Origin of the sequence: Erythrobacter sp. SD-21 (assembly GCF_000181515.1) — a bacterium.
In the GTDB taxonomy this organism is placed as follows: Bacteria; Pseudomonadota; Alphaproteobacteria; order Sphingomonadales; family Sphingomonadaceae; genus Qipengyuania.
In genome coordinates this window covers 274,006-294,180 of the sequence record NZ_ABCG01000003.1, presented here as the reverse complement: position 1 = coordinate 294,180, position 20,175 = coordinate 274,006, and the positions used below count along the sequence as shown (strand labels likewise).

The window sequence follows — 20,175 nt, the reverse complement described above, 5'->3', positions numbered from 1 at the left end:
GAGAGCTGGGTTTTCGGTAAGCTATCGAGTAGTGGGTCGGAACATGGGCGGCGCAATGAACCGAACGTCCGCTAACCACCCCAGTTCGCGACTGTTTTGCCGAGCTAGGAATGGGCCAGGAGCGGACAGGCAGCTAACGACCCGAAAGCAGACAACTAGCGCAGTTCACAATATTCGTGTTCCTGCTAAAACCGTCGAATGAAACCACGCCTGCACCCCGAGGAAGAGGAGCGCCTTAGGGAGCTTCGCCGCTACAGCATTCTAGATACCGAGCGTGAGAGGGATTTTGATGAGCTGGTCGAAATCGCCTCGGATATATGCGAGGTGCCGGTTTCGGTCGTGAACTTCGTTGACTCGGGACGTCAGTGGTTCAAGGCCGAAGTCGGCCTCGGCGTGCGATCCACTCCGATAGAGACAAGCTTGTGCGGCCACGTCATACTTCAGGGGGACTTCGTAGAGATCCCCGATACGCTTCAAGATGAACGGATGGCGGACAACCCGCTGTGCACGTCAGAGCCAGGATTTCGTTTTTACGCCGGAGCGGTTCTCAAGGGGACGAACGGTCTCCCCCTCGGTACCCTGTGTGTTCTTGATCACAAGCCGCGAACTCTCACGGATCGCCAGCGTAACATCCTTAGGGTACTATCGAAACACGTAATGAGCGAACTCAATCTTCGGCTCGCCTTGCAAGAAGAGCGGATCCTTCGAAGAGAGGTGGATCATCGTGTAAAGAACTCATTGGCCTCGATCGGGGCACTGCTTTCGATGAAAGCCCGCAAAACATCAAACGAGGCATTGAGGCTAGAATTGGATGACGCGAGCACGCGCATTCGATCGCTGTCGTCCCTTCACGCCGAATTGCACGAGTTGGAAGCAGGTGGCCGTATCGACCTGAAGTCCCTTTTTGAGCGGGTACAGACCGACTTGCGATATCTCATCCCGGATGCTGCAACATTGTCGATTGAGGTTGAAGCTATCGAAGCGACACCTCAGCTGGCGAATGCCCTGCTGCTGGTTGTGAATGAATTCGTCTCCAACAGCGTCAAGCACGGCTTGAAGGGTGCGAAAGGCGCCATCACGGTGCTTATAGAGGGCGACGCTGGTTCGTGGTCCATTGTTTGCCGCGACAACGGGACAGCGACTGAAATAGATGCCGAGCGGGCCATGTCGAAATCCGGATTGGGCACGAGGGTGATCCATTCACTCGCGAACTCGCTAAATGCCAATGCCCAGTGGACAGCTTCAGGTGAAGGAATGGAGCTGAAAATAGCACCACAGTATAACTGAGGCATCTGCTGAACTCATAATTGATGACCTAGCTGCCGAGCGCGGTTTCACCCAGGAGCGGTCGGGTTGCAAACGACCCGATTGCGGACGAAGAGCCGCCTCTTGTACCATGAGAAGTAACTGGTCAGACAATCACCCAAACGAGCTCACGCCTATGCCGATCGTGACAGTAAGCCCGTTGTGACGCTGCGCAGGAGCTTAGGGCCGGAGGATGCTCTCTCGACCTGACCTGTCCGGGGTATAGCCCGCATCAACATTTTTGATTGAGGGGCGCGCTAATCCGATATACGCGACACGTATTGCGTGCAGCCCTTACGGCCAGAAATTGGGAATGAAGGGCTTGATCGATGTTCGATTACGGCTGAAGGCAGGATTTCGCTGATTTCGGCGGGATTTGGAGCCGTGTACATGATCGGAAGCCGCCTGAAATTTATGATCCAAAACCTACGAGAGAGGTTATGGATCAAGCCTCTGGGCTATGCTCTTATTGCTCTTGCGGTTGTCTACATAGCCCATTTCGCGGATGGCCTCGGTATCGACAGCCTAGCGCCAGACATCCAGTCGGATACAATCGAAAAACTGCTAACAGTACTCTCTGCAAGTATGCTCGGTGTGGCGACGTTTGCGGTAGCATCTATGGTTTCCGCTTATGCATCGGCTGGATCGAACGCTACTCCACGCGCATTCTCACTGCTGATCGCGGACGGCCAATCGCAGACCGCGCTTTCCAGCTTCATAGGCGCGTTTATTTTTAGCATAGTCGGACTAATCCCGCTCAAGGTCGGATTTTTTGGGACTGCAGGACGGTTCACACTTTTTCTCGCGACGCTGGTTATATTTGCATGGGTGGTCCTGACTTTCGTTCGCTGGGTCGACAATATCGCCCGGCTCGGTCGCTTGGGAAACACGGTCGCGAAAGTCGAACAGGCCACGCGTGAAGCGTTCGGGGAGTGGCCAGCCCGTGCACCGCTCGGCGCAAAACCGATCACCGCTACACTTCAAGAACCACTTGCGATCTTTTCTGATGAGGTCGGTTTCATTCAGCACATTGAAATGGAGAGTCTGGAGGAATGGGCTAAGGAAAACAACGCCTTCATAGAAGTTTGCAGTTATCCCGGAACCTTTGTTGGACCCAACCGCCCTCTGGCCAGAATACATTTAAGGCAAGAAGGTAAAATGCCTGATGTAGTGGAGGCACGGGAAGCATTCTTGATAGCCGACTGCAGGTCCTTTTCGACCGATCCCCGATTCGGATTGATCACTTTGTCAGAGATTGGCTCACGCGCCCTCTCTCCTGGGATCAACGATCCTGGCACCGCCATAGACATAGCGGTGAGGATGGCGCGGATTATTCGGGAATGGGACACGCAACAAGCCAAGACAGAGCCCGTAGAAAGCTTCGAGCGAATTCTGGTCAGTGGGCTGGATCCGGCGGATTTGGTGGAAGATGCTTTCGGTGCGATCAGCAAGGACGGAGTCAGTTCTGTCGAGTTTGGAGTGTGGTTGCAGAAGTCCCTTGCAATACTCACAGAAAGCACTTCAGCGAGCTTATCAGGCGCTGCCAGGAAGCAAGCTGAGTTGGCTCTGGAGCGTGCTAGAATGAATCTTGATTTTCCGCACGACGTCGAGCGAATAGAACAGGCGCATCGCAACGCGTTTGAGAAAAGATAATCGCCAGTGATCACATTTTTCGAAAGAAGCGAATAGATGGCGATCAGGAGCCGCCTCGGTTCCACGAAAAGACTTGGTCCCGCTAGTGAGGTCTGGTGGGGTCCAAACCCAGTTCACTATCAAGCTTGATCAAGCGTCCGCAATCCACCCCTTCTACGTCTGAATTAGCGAGCTAGCGATGTGCCAGGAGCGGACCAGCAGCTAATGACCCGATTGCCGACCCAACGGAATGATGCCAAGTTATTCAAACTAAGTAAGCTTCGAGAAGACATCCAGTGATCGATCAATTCATCCGTCTTATTGATCGGCATCGTCGGCTTGTTTCCATAGTCGGCGCTATCTGGTTTGCGGTCGGCTGTGCGGTCTACGCCAAACTTCTAACGCTACCGGCCATTCCATTCCTGACTGATGATGTGGCCCTTTATTCAGGCGCAGCCTATAATGCGATCTGGTGGGGCTTTGCTCGCCGCGCAATCGAACGACGCGGTAAGAATTTGATGACCAAAAGCTCAAATTAGATAGGCGTCCGCTATCCACCCTATTCTGTTGAAAAACTCCCCCTTGCTTCGGGACTAAACTATTGATTCAGTGTTTCTGCAACCACGCGGAGACGGACTGATGATGGGTGAGCGGACGGTGATGCAGGAGCCGCTGTTCTACAGCTTCCGCATTGAGGATCATGTGCCGCAGGATCACCTGCTGCGCTCGGTTGACCGGTTCGTCGATCTTACGGATATCCGAGAGCACCTGAAGCCGTTCTACAGCTCGACCGGGCGGCCTTCGGTTGATCCCGAACTGATGATCCGGATGCTCATCATTGGCTATTGCATGGGCATACGCTCGGAGCGCCGCTTGTGCGAGGAGGTGCACCTCAATCTCGCCTATCGCTGGTTCTGCCGGCTCGATCTCGACGGCGCGGTGCCCGATCACTCGACCTTCTCGAAGAACCGACACGGCCGGTTCCGTGACAGCGATCTGCTGCGCAAGCTGTTCGAGATGACCGTCGAGCGCTGCATGAGAGAAGGACTGGTGGGGGCAGAAGGCTTCGCGGTCGATGCGAGTCTGATCCGCGCCGATGTCCACCGCCAGCGTTCGGTACCGGGAGATGAAGGGCTCCCGACCGAAGCTGCCGGTCGTGCGGTCGCTGAGTATCTTGAGGTCCTCGATGATGCTGCCTTCGGCGGAGCCACGCCTGTCGAGCCGAAGCGGATCAACCTCACCGATCCAGCTGCGCGCTGGACTGCGGCAACGCGCGAGGCGGCTTTCTACTCCTACTCCACCAACTATCTGATCGACCTCGATCACGCGGTGATCGTCGATGTAGAGGCGACGACATCGGTCCGGCAGGCCGAGGTCACTGCGCAGCGCCGGATGATCGAGCGAACGCAGGAACGCTTCGGCCTGCGGCCCGAGCGGCTTGTAGCCGACACAGCTTATGGCTCGGCGCCGAACCTTGCATGGCTGGTCGAGGACAAGGGCATCGAGCCCCACATCCCCGTGTTCGATAAGTCTGCCCGTAGCGACGACACCTTCGCGCGGTCAGACTTTGCCTATGACCCCCAGGACGACAGCTACCGCTGCCCTGGCGGCAAGCGGCTGAGACCATCCAACCGCAACTTCAAGACACCGCGGCCGCTGGCCAATGCCGATGGCTTCATCCGCTACCGTGCGAGCCAAAAGGACTGTCAGGCATGCAATCTCAAGCAGCATTGCGCACCCCGCACGGCGACCCGCAAAATCATGCGCTCGGTTCACGAAGGCGCACGCGACCTGGCACGCGATATCTCCAAAAGCGACGCCTATCTCGTCTCACGCCGCCAGCGAAAGAAGGTCGAGATGCTCTTTGCGCACCTCAAGCGGATCCTGAAGCTGGACCGCCTGCGTCTGCGCGGTCCCAACGGAGCAAAAGACGAGTTCCACCTCGCCGCCGCCGCCCAGAACCTCCGGAAACTGGCCAAGATGCGGCCCATGCCAGGCCTCGCCGCCGCCTGAGAGAGGCAACGGCCTCGCTCGCCCTCGATCCAGAACGCTAAACCAACGCAGCCAGCGGCGACTTTTTCAACACAATACACCCAATTGCCGCCGTTCCGGCCGCTTCGGTGCGAACCTTAAAACAGCCGTTGTCACCAAGAGCCCAACTGCGTCCGGAAATGGGCCGATTGCGGTCAGTCCGCTTTTGAACTTCCGCCAAAGCGGAGCCGCCATTCCGACAAGGAACTAAATCCGTAGATTTCGTCTATGCGCAAATCGTTCGGCAGATATCCACGGCGAGGGGAGGCGGCGGCACGCCCAACAATATTCGCAATGGCTTTTACTTGCCAATGTGTTAGACCTCTTCGCAATATCAGGGGAGGCGTGTCTTGCAAAAGCCGATTTTCACAACCGCAGCAGCTGCTATCGCTCTAGCGGCCGTCACCGCCTCGCCAGCACAGGCGCGTTACCTACAGACCGACCCCATCGGATATGAGGATGACATCAACCTCTATGCCTATGTCGGGAACGACCCCATTAATAACGTCGACCCAACTGGCGAGAGAGATGTAGATGTTCACATTTGGCTACCTACAGGCGAATATAAGAATGAAGTAGGCCACGTGCTAATAAGTGAAAACGGTCAACCTGAGCAAATACTCGTTAACCAGTGGCCTGGGGGAGAAGGCTCTGACCTCAAACTCACAAGTCCCTCACAACCCAATGTTACTGCTACTTATGAAGAAGCAGTAACCGCAATGGGGCGGGAACCCGATAGAGTTATAACTGTCAGAGCGCCTAATGATGATGGCCTTGATAGGGAGTCTGCTGCCCAAAGGTCAAAAGAGCGATGGGATACTCTACCTCAAGACAATACAGAGCGAGAGACGAATTGCTCGTGTGCTGCTGCATCAGTTCTAAGAGCTGGAGGAGTTTCAATCAGGGGGCCAATTTTCACGCCATCACAATTAAATCATCAGCTCCGGGGGCTTAATCGAAACCCAGATGGTACAGTAGGTCCGGGGCTAGACGAAAGGCTACGGCCCCCTCCCCTGACTGGGCCTAAATATTAGCTCGGTGACAACCATGAAGCTCATGCTTAACGCAGGCTTTGTATTAGCCTTGAACGCATTTATTGCGTACGAATTACATGCGCAATATCAATGCCTTTTGACCAATCATTTCTGCCTTTCAATTCTGTCAGAACTGATTGGATTAGTGCATTCTGCGATAGGCTTGGAGGCAATTGGAGAAATATTGGCAGCCATAATAACCGTAGTGTCAATAAACTTAATATTGTGCTTCATTTTTTCAAAAACGACAGACTTATTTTTGAAAAAAAACGATGGGTCATGAATAAAATCTTTTTGACTAGAGCATTTATTGCGCTTTTAATATTCACTTTTTGCAACACGCAAAGCTTTGCCCAGTCCCCCGGTGATACCGTCCGCGCCGTTCTAGCCGCTCCCGATAGCGAGTTGAGCTACGAGCGGGCAAAACTGACCTTTGACCACATCATCGCACCAGAACTGGACGAGGCAGCCGTGACCGCCGAGATTGACCAGCTCGCGAGTGTTGCGACACGCATTGCGGCGAACGGCAGCGACGTGGACAAGCTCAAGGCGGCACGACAGGTCATTTACGAAGCAGGCGCATGGAATGATAATAGGCCGTTCGTCTATGACCACGACGACCCTTATGGCCGTGACCTGCGCAACAAGCTTCTAACCACCTATCTCGACACCCGCCGAGGCAACTGCGTCTCGATGCCCATTTTGCAGCTTATCGTGGCCGAGAGGCTGGGGCTGAATGTTTCGCTCTCGACCGCGCCGCTTCATGTGTTCATGCGCTACACCAATCCGACCAATGGCCGCAGCATTGCCATCGAGTCGACGAGCGGAGGCCATCCCGCCCGCGAAAGTGAATATTTCGAGCAGATGGGCGTCACACAGGCGCAGGTAGATAGTGGCATCTATCTGGGCGTGTTGACCAAGCGCGAGAGCATTGCGGTCATAGCCAGCACCGTCACCGAATGGTTGATGAGCCAAGGCCGCTATGATGAAGCCATAGCCGTCGCAGAAGTGCTACTCGAATATTACCCGACCGATGTTCACGCGATGCTGACACGTGGCTCTGCACATGGCGAGTTGCTCCGCACCGAGTTCATCGAGCGGTTTCCGAACCCGCAGACAATACCGCCCAGCTTGCGGCCGCGTTTCCAGATGCTCGCCAGCCAAAACGCCGAAGCCTTTCGACAGGCGGAGGCATGGGGCTGGAAGCCGCCAGATCGATAGAAATATGACGAGATCCAATTACTACGCCAGATGGACGCCAGCCTTACTGAGACTGGCGCCCCGATCGATCAAATTTCTGTCTTCTCTGCGAGAGTGAGAGCATCTTCAATATCGACGCCAAGGTATCGAACGGTGTTCTCGATTTTCGAGTGTCCTAACAGAATCTGGATCGCCCGGATATTGCCCGTAGCTTTGTAAATCATCGAGGCCTTGGTTCTCCTGAGCGAATGTGTGCCATACTCCTCAGGCCGCAGCCCAATCGCCGCGACCCATTCATCAACGAGTCGGGCGTATTGGCGGGTGCTCAGATGGCGCGCGGCATCAATCCGGCTTGGGAAGACATAGTCCTCAACGGCTCCACCTCTACGTTCTAGCCAGGCAAACAGGCTATCTCTTGAGTCTTTTTCGCGATCTCGAATTGAACGGGCCGACCAGTCTTTCGCTGCGTGATCGTTGCTCGAGTTCTGATTTCTGGGCCGCTGACCAAGTCACCGATCTTAAGCTCAACGAGGTCACAGCCTCGCAGCTTGCTATCTATTGCGATATCGAAAAGCGCTCGGTCGCGGACGCGCTTTTCCCGATCAAGGAAGAATCGGATCGCCCAGATCTGTTTCTGATTGAATGGACGCTTGGGTCCGATCTTGGCACCGAAGTTCCAAGGAACTCGGTTTTGCGAAGCCGGGTCAAATTGTGAGTAAGTCATTGTCATTCTCCTTGGCCGGAATGGCCTTGGAGAATGTCTGTTTTCGGGAACTAAGATTTCGGATGGCTACGACCGACATGGGGGCGCAAAGCCGACAGCGGACAGCCCCCCACTTTCCATTCGACTTCGCGAGCAAAGCAAGCATTGGTGCTGTCAGTGAATCGCAGCCCCTGAAGGCGGGCTGCCGCCCCGGTGCAGCATGCGAGCCGGGGCCTTGGGTGGTGGCAGGCGGCAAAGTGCCGCTTGAGATCAGGAGAACCACCCATGACGAAGCAGACCGACACAGCCGCCGCCCCCAAGCGCGAGACCAAGATCAACAAGGTCGTCGCGCTGCTCAAACGCAAGCAGGGCGCGACGCTCGACGACATGGTGAAGGCCACCGGCTGGCTGCCGCATACGGCCCGCGCAGCGATGACCGGGCTGAAGAAGAAGGGGCACACGATCGAGCGAGACACGCGCGGCGAGGTCTCCTGCTATCACATCACGAAGAGCGCGTGAACGTGACAGAGTTTTCAGACGACCTGGCTGCTCTGGCAGCGATGGACAAGCCCGCACTCGGCAACCGGTGGGCGAAGCTCACCGGTCGGTCCTTCCCGAAGGCCAGCGCGCAGATGCTGCGGCTGGCAGTGGCCTATGAGCTACAATCCAAGTCCGGCCGCGGCCTGCCGCGCAAGATCCGGCAGCGGCTCGATCAGGCTGCGAGCGGGAAGACGATTACGCAGGACCTCCGTCCAGGCATGCGACTTGCGCGCGAGTACGGCGGCAAGCTCCACGTGATCGCGATCGGCGAGGCTGGCGAGATCTTCTGGAACGAGCGGCATTGGCGCTCTTTGAGCGAAGTGGCCCGCGCGATCACCGGCACGCGCTGGTCGGGTCCGGCCTTCTTCGGCTTGAAGACGAAGGCGAGGGCTACATGAACAAGGTCCGCTGCGCGATCTATACCCGCAAGTCGAGCGAGGAGGGGCTTGAGCAGAACTTCAACTCGCTCGATGCCCAGCGCGAAGCCTGCGCTGCCTATATCCTCAGCCAGGCCTCGGAAAGCTGGTCGCAGCTTCCCGAAATCTACGATGATGGCGGCATCTCGGGCGGAACGCTGGAGCGGCCAGCGCTGCAGCGGCTGCTGGGAGATATCGACGCAGGCATGATTGACATCGTGGTGGTATACAAAGTCGACCGGCTGACGCGATCGCTGCTGGACTTTGCAAAGCTGGTTGAAGCGATGGACAAGGCAGAGGTCAGCTTTGTTTCGGTCACGCAGTCGTTCAACACTACCACCAGCATGGGACGACTTACCCTCAACATGCTGCTCTCCTTTGCGCAGTTCGAGCGCGAGGTAACCGCCGAGCGCATTCGCGACAAGATCGCTGCCTCCAAGGCCAAGGGCATGTGGATGGGCGGCGTGGTGCCGCTCGGCTATGAGGCCAACGGCAGAACGCTGGCGGCCGATGAGAAGCACGCTCTGCTGATCCGCAGCATCTTCGAGCGCTATCTAAAGGTCCGCAACGTCCGGCTGCTGACAGCGCAATTGGCGGACAACGGTATCCATGTCCCCAAGCGCGTGACCGGCACCGGCCGCAAGCTGGGCGGCATGCCGTTTACGCGAGGTCAGATCTACAAGATCCTCTCCAACCCGATCTACATGGGCAAAATCTGCCACAAGGACGATATCTACGATGGCCAACATGACGCCATAGTCGATCGCGAAACGTGGGATCGAGTGCAGGCGCAACTCGAAGCCAATACCCAAGGCGAGCAGCAGGCGCGTACGGCAAGCTCGCCCAGTCTGCTGGCTGGGAAGGCGTTCGACAGCGATGGCAATCCGCTTGTCGCTAGCCATGCGACTAAAGCAAAAACCCGCAACCGCTATTACATCGGGAAGGGCAGCGATGGCAAAGCTGCGGAAGGTCAGCGAACGCTCCGTGTGCCGGCGCTCGAGCTGGAGAAGGTCGTGTGCGAGGCCGTAGCAACGGAGGTCGAACAGCCGCTCGGCTTGTTGGCGAAGGCTGGCGTCGAGCTTGCACCTGACACTGTTGCAGTTCTCGGTGGTCGCGCAGCGAGCTTGGCGACCGGGCTGCAAAAGCGTGAGCGAGCCGCAGCGCGAATTTGCATCGAGAAAATCACCATCGGGCCCTCGCAATTGGTGATAGAGCTATCTGCGACGGGCCTTTGCAGCTTACTCTCGATCGCCCCAACTTCTCAAGTCACCACCAACCCAGCCCTCACCGTCGCGGCGAGCCTTCGGCGCAGCGGTCGCGCTGTTCGATTGATCCAGGGCGGCTTGTCGAAGTCGATCGAGGGTGAGCCGCAGGAGCATCTACTGAAGCTGCTCCATCGCGCTCGCACGTGGTGGCAGATGATGCTGGACCGCAAGCTGACGGTCTCGGCGCTCGCGCGCGAGCAGCAGGTAACCAGTTCCTACGCCTCTCGCGTTGTGCGGCTGCATTTTCTTGCGCCTAAGATTGTGGAGGCGATCGTTACCGGAAAACAGCCCGTCGATCTCGATGCTAAAAAGTTGTTGGGTCTTAGCGACCTGCCGCTGGCGTGGAAGGAACAGGAAGAGCTTCTGCTCGGGGCGTAGATTCGCGAGAAGAGCGATTGACGAGTGGCGGGCGACTGCCGCTCGTCTTCGTTGGGGCATCAGTCCCGTAGTAGTTCGAAACTGGTACCTCGGAATGAGGGCGCAGAGAATGATGGCGGGTTTCGCCGCTGTACGGCGTCCGAGGCGGTCTCTGGCTGACCACTTCCGGCGCCGAATGGCGCAGAACTGCGGGACATTCCGCGAGGATGAAAATCGTTCTCTGTCAATGACTTATGGGTGGCGGAGAGGGAGGGATTCGAACCCTCGATACGGTTGCCCGTATACTGCATTTCGAGTGCAGCGCATTCGACCACTCTGCCACCTCTCCGCATGTCGGGTGCGCTTGGGGGGCCATGGGCCCCGGTCGAAGCGAGCGCGGCCAATAGCCACCTCTTGCGCCCTTGCCAACCCCTTTCGCGCGCACAAACGGGGGATGGATTGCCGCACCCCCTTGTCGATTTGCCGCGGCGCACCATATCCTGCCTATTCATGGACAGGGCATCGTTTTTCTCCGCACAGGCCGGCCGCACTCTCGAGGCGCCGCGCCGCATCCTCACGCGCTTTGCCATCGGCGACGTGGTCCGACACAAGGCGTTCGACTTTCGCGGCGTGATCTTCGACGTCGATCCGGTCTTCGCCAATAGCGAGGACTGGTACCAGTCGATCCCCGAGGACATCCGCCCCGATCGCAACCAGCCGTTCTACCACCTGCTCGCCGAAAGCGACGAGAGCGATTACGTCGCCTATGTGAGCCAGCAGAACCTGGTGCGCGATTCATTGGCCGGGCCCGTCTCGCATCCCGATGTGCACCAGTATTTCGAACAGTTCGAAAACGGGCGCTACCGGATGCGCAACCGCCTCACGCACTGAGGCTTCTTCACAGTTCAACGGAATGGAGCCGGACTGCCCCCTGGCGATCCGGCTCCCTCCCGTGACGAATTCAGGGCTAGGTCGTCCGCCCCGGGAGTGCTCGCCCCGCGGCGGTCCGAACGCTGTCGGGCCGCGCGGAGTAACTCCGTGCCCCTGCTGGTAAGCGGCGAAGGTTAACGACCTCCAAGCATCTGGCGATTTTTTCGGGCAATCGTGCCGCGCCGAAACATTGTGCCCGCTTCGCACGTTCTTGGCTGAACGGAGAAAATCATGGCGGCACGCGCATATTGGCAGGGGCAGATCAGGCTTGCCCTCGTTTCGATCCCGGTCGAAATCTACTCGGCAACGAAGTCGGGCGCAAAACTGCGCTTCAACCAGATCCACGAACCGAGCGGGAAGCGCGTTTCCTACGAGAAGGTCGTGCCCGGGGTCGGCCCTGTCGATCGCAACGAGATCATTCGCGGCTACGAAATTTCCAAGGGCAATTACGTGCTGCTGGAGGACGAGGAAATCGAGGCGGTCAAGATCGAGAGCAAGCGAACGCTCGAACTGGTCCAGTTCGTCGACGCCTGCGAGATCGATCCGCTCTATTTCGAGAAGCCCTATTATGTTGCTCCGCAAGACGAATTAGCCGAGGAAGCCTTCGTCGTGCTGCGCGAGGCGCTGCGCAAGGCGAAGAAGGTCGCGCTCGGGCAGCTCTCGGTGCGGGGGAGCGAGAAGCTGGTCGCCATCAAGCCTTGCGGAAAGGGGCTTTTGCTCGAAACGCTGCGCTATGCGGACGAGGTGCGCGCGGGCCAATCCTTCTTCGGGGAGATCGACGATGCCAAGCCGAAGAAGGAACTGCTCGACCTTGCCAACACGCTGATCGAACAGAAAAGCGCTTCCTTCGACGCCAGTGAATTCAAGGACCGCTATTCGGACGCCCTGCGCAAGCTGATCGACAAGAAGGCCAAGTCGAAGGGTGGCAAGAAGGTCATCGGCGATGTCGAGGAGCCGGCCGCGGCAAGCGGTTCCAACGTCATCGACCTGATGGCGGCGCTCAAGCAATCGGTCGAAAAGGACAAGCCGAAGAAGACGACCGGGCGCAAGAAGTCTGCCTGATCCGTGGCGACGCGCACCGATCCCCTCGCCGAATACAACACCAAGCGCGATTTCGCGCTCACACCCGAACCCGAGGGCAAGCGGGCGAGCAGCGAGACCGGCAAGCTCTTCATCGTGCAGAAACACGACGCGACCCGGCTGCATTGGGATTTGCGGCTCGAGGTGGATGGGGTGCTCAAGAGTTGGGCGGTCACCAAGGGCCCCTCCCCCGATCCCGACATCAAGCGGCTGGCGGTCCGCACCGAGGACCACCCGATGTCCTATGCCGGGTTCGAAGGTGTCATTCCCGAGGGTGAATATGGCGGCGGAACGGTGATGCTCTGGGACCGGGGAAGCTGGGAACCGGTGGAAGGCAAGAGCGCGAAGGACCTCGACAAGGGCCATCTTCATTTCACCCTCTCGGGCGAACGCATGAAGGGCGAATGGCTGCTCATTCGCCTCAAGCCGAAACCGGGAGAGAAGCGCGAGAACTGGTTGCTGCGCAAGCTGGAGGACGAGCATGCGGAGGCGGGCGACGCGCTCGTCCAGCGCGAACTTACGAGCGTGCTGACCGGGCGGTCGATGGCTCAGATCGCCGCAGACCGGGAGGGCGAGTATCCGCTGGCGGACAAGAAGGACGACGCCTTCCTCGCGCAGATGGAGAAAGCTTCGCGCCGCAACGCGCGTGTGGCAAAAAAGCGCGAGGTCCGCGACGCGCCGCTCCCTGCATACCGCAAGCCGCAGCTCGCTACGCTGGTGGACGTGGTACCCCAGGGCAATCGGTGGATGCACGAAATAAAGTTCGACGGCTATCGCGCGCTGGTCGCCGCAAAGGGCAGGGATGTTCGCATCTATACGCGCAACGGAAAGGACTGGACCGAGAAATTCGCGCCCCTCGTCGAGGCGCTGGCCGCGCTCGGCCTGCCCTCCTGCCTCATCGACGGCGAAATCGTCGCCCATGATGCGTCGGGTAATCCCGATTTCTCGACGCTTCAGAAGGTCCTCAAGCGCGGAAAGGGATCGCAAGGGCCGTCCGATCCGCTGGCGCTCTACGCCTTCGACCTCCTCGAGCTTTCCGGAGAAGACCTCACCGACCTTCCCAATATCGAGCGCAAGGAACGGCTCGAAGCGCTGCTCGACGTGGCCGAGGCCCCCATCCATGTCGCCCAGCACGTGCTGGGTGCGGGCGAGACGCTCTACCGCACCATGTGCGAGGCCGGGCAGGAGGGCATCATCTCCAAGACAGTGGATGGCCGTTACGCTTCGCGCCCGAGCAAGGCCTGGATGAAAGTCAAATGCACGCGGCGTCAGGAGTTCGTCGTCATCGGCTGGAAGCGGTCGAGCGCCAAGGCGCGGCCCTTCGCTTCGCTCCTGCTGGCGCAGCACGAAAAGGGCGAGCTGGTCTACAAGGGCAATGTCGGGACCGGTTTTACGGCAGACGATCTCGACGGGCTGGCCGCGAAGATGAAGCGCCTCGAACGCAAGACGCCCCCTGCCGAGGTCGACAAATCTTCCTCTCGCGGTGTCACCTGGGTGACGCCGAAGCTGGTTGCCGAAATCGCCTTTGCCGAATTCACCGCCGACGGGAATGTGCGCCACGCCAGCTTCCTTGGCCTGAGGGGCGACAAGAAGTCCGCCGAGGTGAAGCCCGAAACGCCCGCCCCCGTCCCAGCCGATGGCGAGGAGCGGGTAACGATTTCCAGCCGGGATCGCGTCATCTTTCCCGACAGCGGTCAGACCAAGGGCAAACTTGCCGACTATTACGAAGCCGTGGCCCCGCTTATGCTGCCCCATGCCGCCCGGCGCCCGATCAGCCTCGTACGCTGCCCGCAGGGCCGGGCGCGCAAGTGCTTTTTCCAGAAGCACGACAGCGGGGGTTTCGGGGATGCGGTGCATCATGTTCCCATCCGTGAGAAGGACGGCGGGCACGAGGATTACCTCTTCGTCGACGATCCGCGGGGGCTGCTGCAATGCGTCCAGATGGGGACGATCGAATTCCATGGCTGGTGCGCCCGTTCGGACCGTGTCGAAGCGCCGGACCGCATGATTTTCGACCTCGATCCCGACGAAGGCCTCGGCTTCGATGCGGTGAAACAGGCGGCTCGCGATATCCACGATCGGCTGGCGGACCTCGGCCTCGTCAGTTTTGCCATGCTGTCGGGCGGCAAGGGGGTGCATGTCGTGGTGCCGCTCGCGCCCGGACATGAATGGGACGCGCACAAGGACTTCGCCCGCCGCTTCGCCGAAGCGCTGAGCCTGGCCGAACCCGACCGCTTCACCGCGACCATGAGCAAGGCCAAGCGCAAGGGCCGCATCTTCATCGACTGGCTGCGCAACCAGCGCGGGTCGACCGCCGTCCTGCCCTATTCCGCCCGCGCCCGCAGCGGCGCACCGGTGGCCGTGCCGGTCGCGTGGAACAAGCTGAAGACCATGGAAGACGCCCGGCCCTTCTCCATCGACGACGCCGCGACCCTGATCCGCCGCGCACAGTCGAAATCGCTCGATGGCTGGGGGTTCGCCGAACAGTCCCTGCCGGACCTCTAGCTTTTGGCAATTTGCGGACACCTTTTGCCGCCCGATGGTTTGAAAGGGTGAAGGAGGCGTCCTTGGCCGAACCCATCACTGTAAACGGAACCCCGCAACCCATTCCCGACGACCCGCGCGTCACCCTCCTCGATTTCCTGAGACACGACCTCGGGCTGACCGGGACCAAGAAGGGCTGCGACCACGGGCAATGCGGCGCCTGCACCGTCATCGTGAACGGTATCCGCATCAACAGCTGCCTCACCCTTGCCGCGATGCACGAAGGCGACAGCGTCACCACCATCGAAGGCCTCGGGACGCCCGACGAGCCCTCCCCGCTGCAACGCGCCTTTCTCGAACACGACGGGTTCCAGTGCGGCTATTGCACGCCCGGCCAGATCTGTTCGGCGACGGCCCTGCTGCAGGAACTGGCCGAGAATTGGCCGAGCGATGCCAGCGAAAAGCTGGAAGGATCCATTGCGATCACGAGCGAGGAAATACGCGAGCGGATGAGCGGCAATCTGTGCCGCTGTGGCGCCTATGCCAATATCGTCGCCGCGATCGAGGAGATTGCCGCAGGAGAGACGGCATGAGGCCCTTCGAGTTCACCCGCGCGCCTTCCCTTAAAGAAGCGGGCAGCCTCACCGCAGCAAGCGATTCCATGGCCATCGCCGGCGGCACCAATTTGCTCGACCTGATGAAGCTGCAGGTGGAAACGCCGAGCCGGCTGGCCGACCTCAACCGGCTCGGCTTCGCGCAAATCGAGGACACCGATGATGGCGGCCTGCTGCTGGGCGCGCTTGCCACCAATACGGAGACGGCCGTCCATCCCCGGGTGCGCAGAGACTATCCCGTGCTCGCCCGCGCGATCCTTGCCGGGGCGACCCAGCAATTGCGCAACAAGGCGACCAACGGCGGCAATCTGTGCCAGCGCACGCGGTGCTTCTACTTCACGAATATCGATCAGCCCTGCAACAAGCGCGAACCGGGCAGCGGCTGCGGCGCGATCGACGGGATTGCGAAGCTCCATGCCATCCTCGGCACCAGCGACCAGTGCATCGCGACCTATCCGGGCGACATGGCGGTGGCGCTGAGCGCGCTCGATGCAACCGTGCTCGTTTCAGGACCGGGTACGGACCGCAGCGTGCCCTTGCGGGAATTCCATGTGCTGCCAGGGGATACGCCGTGGGTCGAGAATGTCCTCGAGCGGGGCGAGATCATTACCGGGATCACCCTCCCCCCGCCGGTCGGCGGTACCCAGCTTTACCGCAAGGTCCGCGAGCGTTCGTCTTATGCCTTCGCGCTGGTCTCCATCGCGGCGATTGTCGAAATCGCCGACGGGAAGTTCACCCGCGCGGATCTCGCGTTCGGCGGGCTGGCGCATAAGCCCTGGCACGATCCGCACCTCGCGGACGCGCTGGTCGGCCAGGCGCCCTCGCGCGAACTGTTCGACACGGCCGCCGACATCCTCCTCGAAGACGCGCGCGGCTACGGCGAGAACGATTTCAAGATTCCGCTGGCGCGTCGCACGCTGCACGCAGTCCTGCAACAAGCGGCGGAGGACGCGGCATGAAGGTGCATTTCAAACAGGACGAGCCGGACAACGCCAACCGCCTCGACGGCATGAAGCAGGACGTCCTCGGCAAGCCGGTATCGCGGGTCGAGGGTCTGGCGAAGGTCACCGGCACCGCGCCCTACGCCGCCGAATATCCGGTCGCCAACTGCGCCGAGGGTGTTCTGGTCACCTCGACGATCGCACGCGGAGACGCGACGCATATCGACAAGGACAGCGTCCTCTCCATGCCCGGGGTCCTCGCGGTGATCGACGACGAGCGGCTCACCACGCGCGCTGCGCAAGGCACCGCCAACGAAGCGCCCAAGCAGGGGCCGCGGCAGGTGTGCTACTGGGGACAGCCGATTGCCCTCGTGGTGGCCGAAAGCTTCGAACAGGCGCGCGACGCCGCGAAGCATCTGGGCGTCGAATACCGCGAAGAGGGCGGAGCCCCGCTCGATCCCGCTTCGGCTGAGACGGAAGAGCAGGAGGACGAAACCGTTCGGCAGGGGGACTTGGCCCAAGCGATGAGGGACGCGGCGCACAGCGTCGATGTCACCTACACGACAAAGGGGCATGCTTCCGCCGCAATGGAACCGCACGCCGCGATCGCCGAATGGGAAGGCGACCGGCTTACCGTCCACGCCTCGTTGCAGATGCTGAACTACAATATCAGCGAACTGGCCGATGCGCTCGGGGTGGAGGAAGAGAACATCCGCCTCGTCTCGCGCTTCGTCGGCGGCGGGTTCGGGTCCAAGCTCGGCATCAGCGAGGAGGTCGTGGCGGCCGCCCTCGCAGCGAGGGAACTGGGCCGACCGGTGCGGGTGGTGCTTTCGCGCCAGCAGGTGTTCCAGTGCATCATGCGCCGCAGCGAAACGACGCAAAGACTGCGGCTGGCGGCGACCAGCGATGGCACGCTCACCGGGTTCGGGCACGAAGCGCTGGTGTCGAACCTTCCGGGCGAAGAGTTTGCCGAGCCTGTCCTCCAATCCTCGCATTTCCTCTATGGCGGCGAAAACCGCGAGCTCATGCTCATGGTTGCGCGCATCCACCGGATGACTGCCGGCTCCGTGCGCGCGCCCGGGGAAGCGGCTGGCATGCCCGCGCTCGAAGCGGCGATGGATGTGCTCGCCGAGAAGGCCGGGATCGATCCGGTGGAGCTGCGCTTGCGCAACATTCCCGAAAAGAACCCCGAGGAAGGCCTGCCTTTTTCCTCGCACACGCTGGCCCAGTGCCTCAAACAGGGCGCCGATGCGTTCGGCTGGGACAGCGGTCCGCGCCGGCCCCGCCAGAGGCGCGAGGGCGAATGGTGGATAGGCACCGGCATGGCGAGCGCGGCCCGTGTCCACAATATCGCCGAGGCCAGGGCGCGCGTCACGCTGAGGCCCGACGGCACGGCGCTGGTCGAAACCGACATGACCGATATCGGTACCGGGACCTACACAATCCTGGCGCAGATCGCGGGCGAGATGCTCGGTCTGCCGCCCAAAACGGTCATGGTCGATCTGGGCGATACGGCCCATCCGCGCGGCCCCGGTTCGGGCGGCAGCTGGGGCGCGCCGTCGATCGGGTCGGCCGTCTATGTGGCCTGCAAGGCGATACGGGAGGAACTGGCGGCGAAAGCCGGTGTCGCGGAAGACCGGCTCGAACTGAAGAAAGGCGCGACCTCGGACGGGCAGGAGATCGGCGACCTGCTCGGGGGCAAGGATCTCGTCCGGGAAGGCCATTACGAACCCGGCGACATCGAGGACGATTACACCGCGTCGGGTTTCGGCGCCTTCTTCGCCGAAGTGCGCGTCAACGCCTATACCGGGGAAACGCGGGTGGACCGTATGCTCGGCGCGTTCGGCTTCGGCCGCGTCCTGAATGCCAAGACCGCCCGCTCGCAATGCCTCGGCGGCATTACCTGGAGCATCGGCGTGGCGCTCACCGAAGCGCTCGAATTCGATCCGCGCGACGGGCATCTCGTCAATTGCGACCTTGCCGAATACCATGTGCCCGTCCACCGCGACGTACCCGATCTCGAGGTGGCAATGGTGGAAGAACGCGACGGGGCGGCCAGTCCGATCCAGGCGAAGGGGATCGGCGAACTCGGCATGTGCGGCGGTGCGGCGGCTATCGCCAACGCTATCTACAACGCCTGCGGGGCGCGACTTTTCGATTATCCGATGACGCCCGACCGCGTACTTTCGGTGACGGCTGATTGATGCTGGCCGAACGCCCACGCATCGCTTTACTTGACGAAGATCACGTCGCTCTCAAGGCAGCCTGCGCTGAAGGCGTCGGACTGTGCACGATCGTCGGAATCGATGGTAGTTTCTCTCGTCGTCTTGGCGCCCAGTTGGCGGTTCTTCCCGATGGTTCGTGTATAGGGAGCATGAGTGACGGCTGTCTCGAAGCACAGTTGGCGTCGGACATTGCGCGCTGCGACGGGCCTACCGTAGTACGATACGGCAGGGGATCCTGCAAAATCGATTTCCGACTGCCCTGCGGCGGTGGTCTTGATATCCTGCTCGATCCAGTCCCGGATAGGGCGCTTTTGACCCAAGCTATCCAAGAACTCTATAATCGTCGTTCGGCGCAAGTCCTATTCGCCTGCGGGAAATTTCGGCTCAATCGAGAATACGTTCCCGCGTTGCGGATAATCTCGTTGGGCGAAGATCCAGAACTTTCGGCATTCGCTGAGCTATGCGCGGCCATGCGGATCGACGTGAAATGCGTCGACAAGGATGGTCTTGTGCTCGGCCGCGCGCAAGGCAATGCCGAATACGATGCCTGGACCGCTTGCCTGCTTTTGTTTCACGATCACCAGTGGGAGTTGCCATTGGTGGAAGAAGCTCTCGCGGGAGGCGCCTTTTTTGTTGGTGCACAAGGTGGCGAGAAGGCCCGGATAGAGCGTTCGTTTGCTCTCGCTGCGCGAGACATTCCCGAAGAGGCGGTTGCGAGGATCACCAGCCCGGTCGGTCTTATCCCAGCGTGTAAATCGCCACGCACTCTTGCGCTTTCGGCGCTCTCCGAAATCGTCGCAGAATACGAGCGCAAACGTGCATCTTTTTGAAGCAGGAGTGGGCGTGGTACTCTTGGCCGCCGGGTCCGCCAAACGGTTTGGCGGAAGCAAACTGACGACGGATTTTCGGGGGCGTCCCCTGTGGGAATGGGCAGCGCTCGCAGCTGAGCAGGCTGGGTTGGCTCACCGTGTAGTGGTGGTGGCTCCAGCAAGCCCGATCGGAAGTCGATCAGGTTGGCAAAGGATAGAGAACCGTTTCGCGGCGCAGGGTATGGGTACTTCCATCGTCGCTGGAGTAGCGGCGTCCGAGAAATGCAGTCGCATCTTGATTTTGCATGCCGATATGCCGCTCGTCACTTCCGAGCATCTTAGGAAACTTGCTGAAGGGTCGAGCACCGTGTTCACGCGATACGATGCGAATTCTTACGGCTGCCCAGCTGCTTTCCCTCGCGCTGTCTTTCCCGAACTCAGAAAGCTTTCCGGCGAGCAGGGAGCACGCAGCCTGAATTTGGATGAGGCGACCCTAGTCGACCCTCAGGATAAGGATCATCTCGCAGACATAGATACGGTGCGTGATCTCGAAAGGCTGAACGTGCGGCGGTAGGCTCCCCTGCATTCGGTCTCCAGTCAGAGATCGCG

At 60.0% G+C, this 20,175-nt stretch carries 17 protein-coding genes, 1 tRNA gene and 1 pseudogene; 17 read left to right on the top strand and 2 right to left on the bottom strand.

Features of this window, described 5'->3' with window-relative positions:
• Window positions 1-198: 198 nt before the first annotated feature.
• The 6 genes from ED21_RS07510 to ED21_RS07495 all read left to right on the top strand — a co-directional run bounded on the left by ED21_RS07510 (window position 199) and on the right by ED21_RS07495 (window position 7,223).
• Complete coding sequence (locus ED21_RS07510) at window positions 199-1,287, top strand: histidine kinase dimerization/phosphoacceptor domain -containing protein (RefSeq protein ID WP_006833268.1); 1,089 nt, start codon at window positions 199-201, stop codon at window positions 1,285-1,287.
• Between the two features lie 408 nt (window positions 1,288-1,695).
• Complete coding sequence (locus ED21_RS07505) at window positions 1,696-2,958, top strand: DUF2254 domain-containing protein (RefSeq protein ID WP_006833267.1); 1,263 nt, start codon at window positions 1,696-1,698, stop codon at window positions 2,956-2,958.
• 275 nt (window positions 2,959-3,233) lie between these two features.
• A complete protein-coding gene (locus ED21_RS15375) occupies window positions 3,234-3,476 on the top strand; it encodes a hypothetical protein (protein ID WP_156787387.1) in 243 nt (80 codons plus the stop codon).
• Window positions 3,477-3,576: 100 nt separating this feature from the next.
• Window positions 3,577-4,950 carry an IS1182 family transposase gene (locus ED21_RS07500; protein ID WP_006831738.1) on the top strand — a complete coding sequence of 458 codons (1,374 nt, stop codon included), beginning with the start codon at window positions 3,577-3,579 and terminating at the stop codon, window positions 4,948-4,950.
• Between the two features lie 368 nt (window positions 4,951-5,318).
• The gene (locus tag ED21_RS15990) at window positions 5,319-6,002 is read left to right on the top strand and encodes an RHS repeat-associated core domain-containing protein (protein ID WP_083800406.1); all 684 of its coding nucleotides are present in this window, start codon (window positions 5,319-5,321) and stop codon (window positions 6,000-6,002) included.
• Window positions 6,003-6,281: 279 nt separating this feature from the next.
• Entirely contained in the window at window positions 6,282-7,223 is a 942-nt protein-coding gene (locus ED21_RS07495; protein WP_198005830.1) for a transglutaminase family protein, read from the top strand.
• A gap of 68 nt (window positions 7,224-7,291) precedes the next feature.
• Here ED21_RS07495 and ED21_RS15085 read toward each other — a convergent pair.
• A pseudogene (locus ED21_RS15085) lies at window positions 7,292-7,926 on the bottom strand (tyrosine-type recombinase/integrase).
• 264 nt (window positions 7,927-8,190) lie between these two features.
• Here ED21_RS15085 and ED21_RS07480 point away from each other — a divergent pair.
• Genes ED21_RS07480 through ED21_RS07470 form a run of 3 tightly spaced genes read left to right on the top strand, consistent with a single transcriptional unit; the run spans window position 8,191 to window position 10,504 of the window.
• Window positions 8,191-8,424, top strand: coding sequence for a DUF3489 domain-containing protein (locus ED21_RS07480; RefSeq protein ID WP_006833261.1), 234 nt, complete (start codon window positions 8,191-8,193; stop codon window positions 8,422-8,424).
• A gap of 2 nt (window positions 8,425-8,426) precedes the next feature.
• A complete protein-coding gene (locus ED21_RS07475) occupies window positions 8,427-8,843 on the top strand; it encodes a DUF2924 domain-containing protein (RefSeq protein ID WP_083800412.1) in 417 nt (138 codons plus the stop codon).
• Window positions 8,840-10,504, top strand: coding sequence for a recombinase family protein (locus ED21_RS07470; protein ID WP_006833259.1), 1,665 nt, complete (start codon window positions 8,840-8,842; stop codon window positions 10,502-10,504). Before ED21_RS07475 ends, ED21_RS07470 begins: the two co-directional genes overlap by 4 nt.
• 238 nt (window positions 10,505-10,742) lie before the next feature.
• Here ED21_RS07470 and ED21_RS07465 read toward each other — a convergent pair.
• Window positions 10,743-10,832: transfer RNA gene (locus ED21_RS07465), tRNA-Ser, on the bottom strand.
• Window positions 10,833-10,993: 161 nt separating this feature from the next.
• Here ED21_RS07465 and hspQ point away from each other — a divergent pair.
• From hspQ to ED21_RS15075, 8 genes are all read left to right on the top strand, one after another.
• Complete coding sequence (gene hspQ, locus ED21_RS07460) at window positions 10,994-11,374, top strand: heat shock protein HspQ (protein ID WP_006833258.1); 381 nt, start codon at window positions 10,994-10,996, stop codon at window positions 11,372-11,374.
• Between the two features lie 270 nt (window positions 11,375-11,644).
• Entirely contained in the window at window positions 11,645-12,475 is an 831-nt protein-coding gene (locus ED21_RS07455) for a Ku protein (protein ID WP_006833257.1), read from the top strand.
• 3 nt (window positions 12,476-12,478) lie between these two features.
• The gene (ligD, locus tag ED21_RS07450; RefSeq protein WP_006833256.1) at window positions 12,479-14,998 is read left to right on the top strand and encodes a DNA ligase D; all 2,520 of its coding nucleotides are present in this window, start codon (window positions 12,479-12,481) and stop codon (window positions 14,996-14,998) included.
• Between the two features lie 62 nt (window positions 14,999-15,060).
• Window positions 15,061-15,570, top strand: a complete 510-nt coding sequence (locus ED21_RS07445; RefSeq protein WP_156787385.1) for a 2Fe-2S iron-sulfur cluster-binding protein — start codon at window positions 15,061-15,063, stop codon at window positions 15,568-15,570.
• Window positions 15,567-16,550, top strand: a complete 984-nt coding sequence (locus ED21_RS07440; protein WP_006833254.1) for a xanthine dehydrogenase family protein subunit M — start codon at window positions 15,567-15,569, stop codon at window positions 16,548-16,550. Before ED21_RS07445 ends, ED21_RS07440 begins: the two co-directional genes overlap by 4 nt.
• Window positions 16,547-18,736 carry a xanthine dehydrogenase family protein molybdopterin-binding subunit gene (locus ED21_RS07435; RefSeq protein ID WP_006833253.1) on the top strand — a complete coding sequence of 730 codons (2,190 nt, stop codon included), beginning with the start codon at window positions 16,547-16,549 and terminating at the stop codon, window positions 18,734-18,736. Before ED21_RS07440 ends, ED21_RS07435 begins: the two co-directional genes overlap by 4 nt.
• Window positions 18,736-19,587, top strand: coding sequence for an XdhC family protein (locus ED21_RS15080; RefSeq protein WP_083800404.1), 852 nt, complete (start codon window positions 18,736-18,738; stop codon window positions 19,585-19,587). The genes ED21_RS07435 and ED21_RS15080 overlap by 1 nt, the downstream gene beginning before the upstream one ends.
• Window positions 19,574-20,140, top strand: a complete 567-nt coding sequence (locus tag ED21_RS15075) for an NTP transferase domain-containing protein (RefSeq protein WP_198005829.1) — start codon at window positions 19,574-19,576, stop codon at window positions 20,138-20,140. Before ED21_RS15080 ends, ED21_RS15075 begins: the two co-directional genes overlap by 14 nt.
• Window positions 20,141-20,175 lie beyond the last annotated feature (35 nt).

What these genes read in the sequence shown, in the direction of transcription:
- ED21_RS07510 (WP_006833268.1), top strand. Translation starts at nt 199, where the DNA reads ATGAAACCACGCCTGCACCCCGAGGAAGAGGAGCGCCTTAGGGAGCTT.
- ED21_RS07505 (WP_006833267.1), top strand. Translation starts at nt 1,696, where the DNA reads ATGATCGGAAGCCGCCTGAAATTTATGATCCAAAACCTACGAGAGAGG.
- ED21_RS07500 (WP_006831738.1), top strand. Translation starts at nt 3,577, where the DNA reads ATGATGGGTGAGCGGACGGTGATGCAGGAGCCGCTGTTCTACAGCTTC.
- ED21_RS07495 (WP_198005830.1), top strand. Translation starts at nt 6,282, where the DNA reads ATGAATAAAATCTTTTTGACTAGAGCATTTATTGCGCTTTTAATATTC.
- ED21_RS07480 (WP_006833261.1), top strand. Translation starts at nt 8,191, where the DNA reads ATGACGAAGCAGACCGACACAGCCGCCGCCCCCAAGCGCGAGACCAAG.
- ED21_RS07470 (WP_006833259.1), top strand. Translation starts at nt 8,840, where the DNA reads ATGAACAAGGTCCGCTGCGCGATCTATACCCGCAAGTCGAGCGAGGAG.
- hspQ (WP_006833258.1), top strand. Translation starts at nt 10,994, where the DNA reads ATGGACAGGGCATCGTTTTTCTCCGCACAGGCCGGCCGCACTCTCGAG.
- ED21_RS07455 (WP_006833257.1), top strand. Translation starts at nt 11,645, where the DNA reads ATGGCGGCACGCGCATATTGGCAGGGGCAGATCAGGCTTGCCCTCGTT.
- ED21_RS07440 (WP_006833254.1), top strand. Translation starts at nt 15,567, where the DNA reads ATGAGGCCCTTCGAGTTCACCCGCGCGCCTTCCCTTAAAGAAGCGGGC.
- ED21_RS07435 (WP_006833253.1), top strand. Translation starts at nt 16,547, where the DNA reads ATGAAGGTGCATTTCAAACAGGACGAGCCGGACAACGCCAACCGCCTC.
- ED21_RS15080 (WP_083800404.1), top strand. Translation starts at nt 18,736, where the DNA reads ATGCTGGCCGAACGCCCACGCATCGCTTTACTTGACGAAGATCACGTC.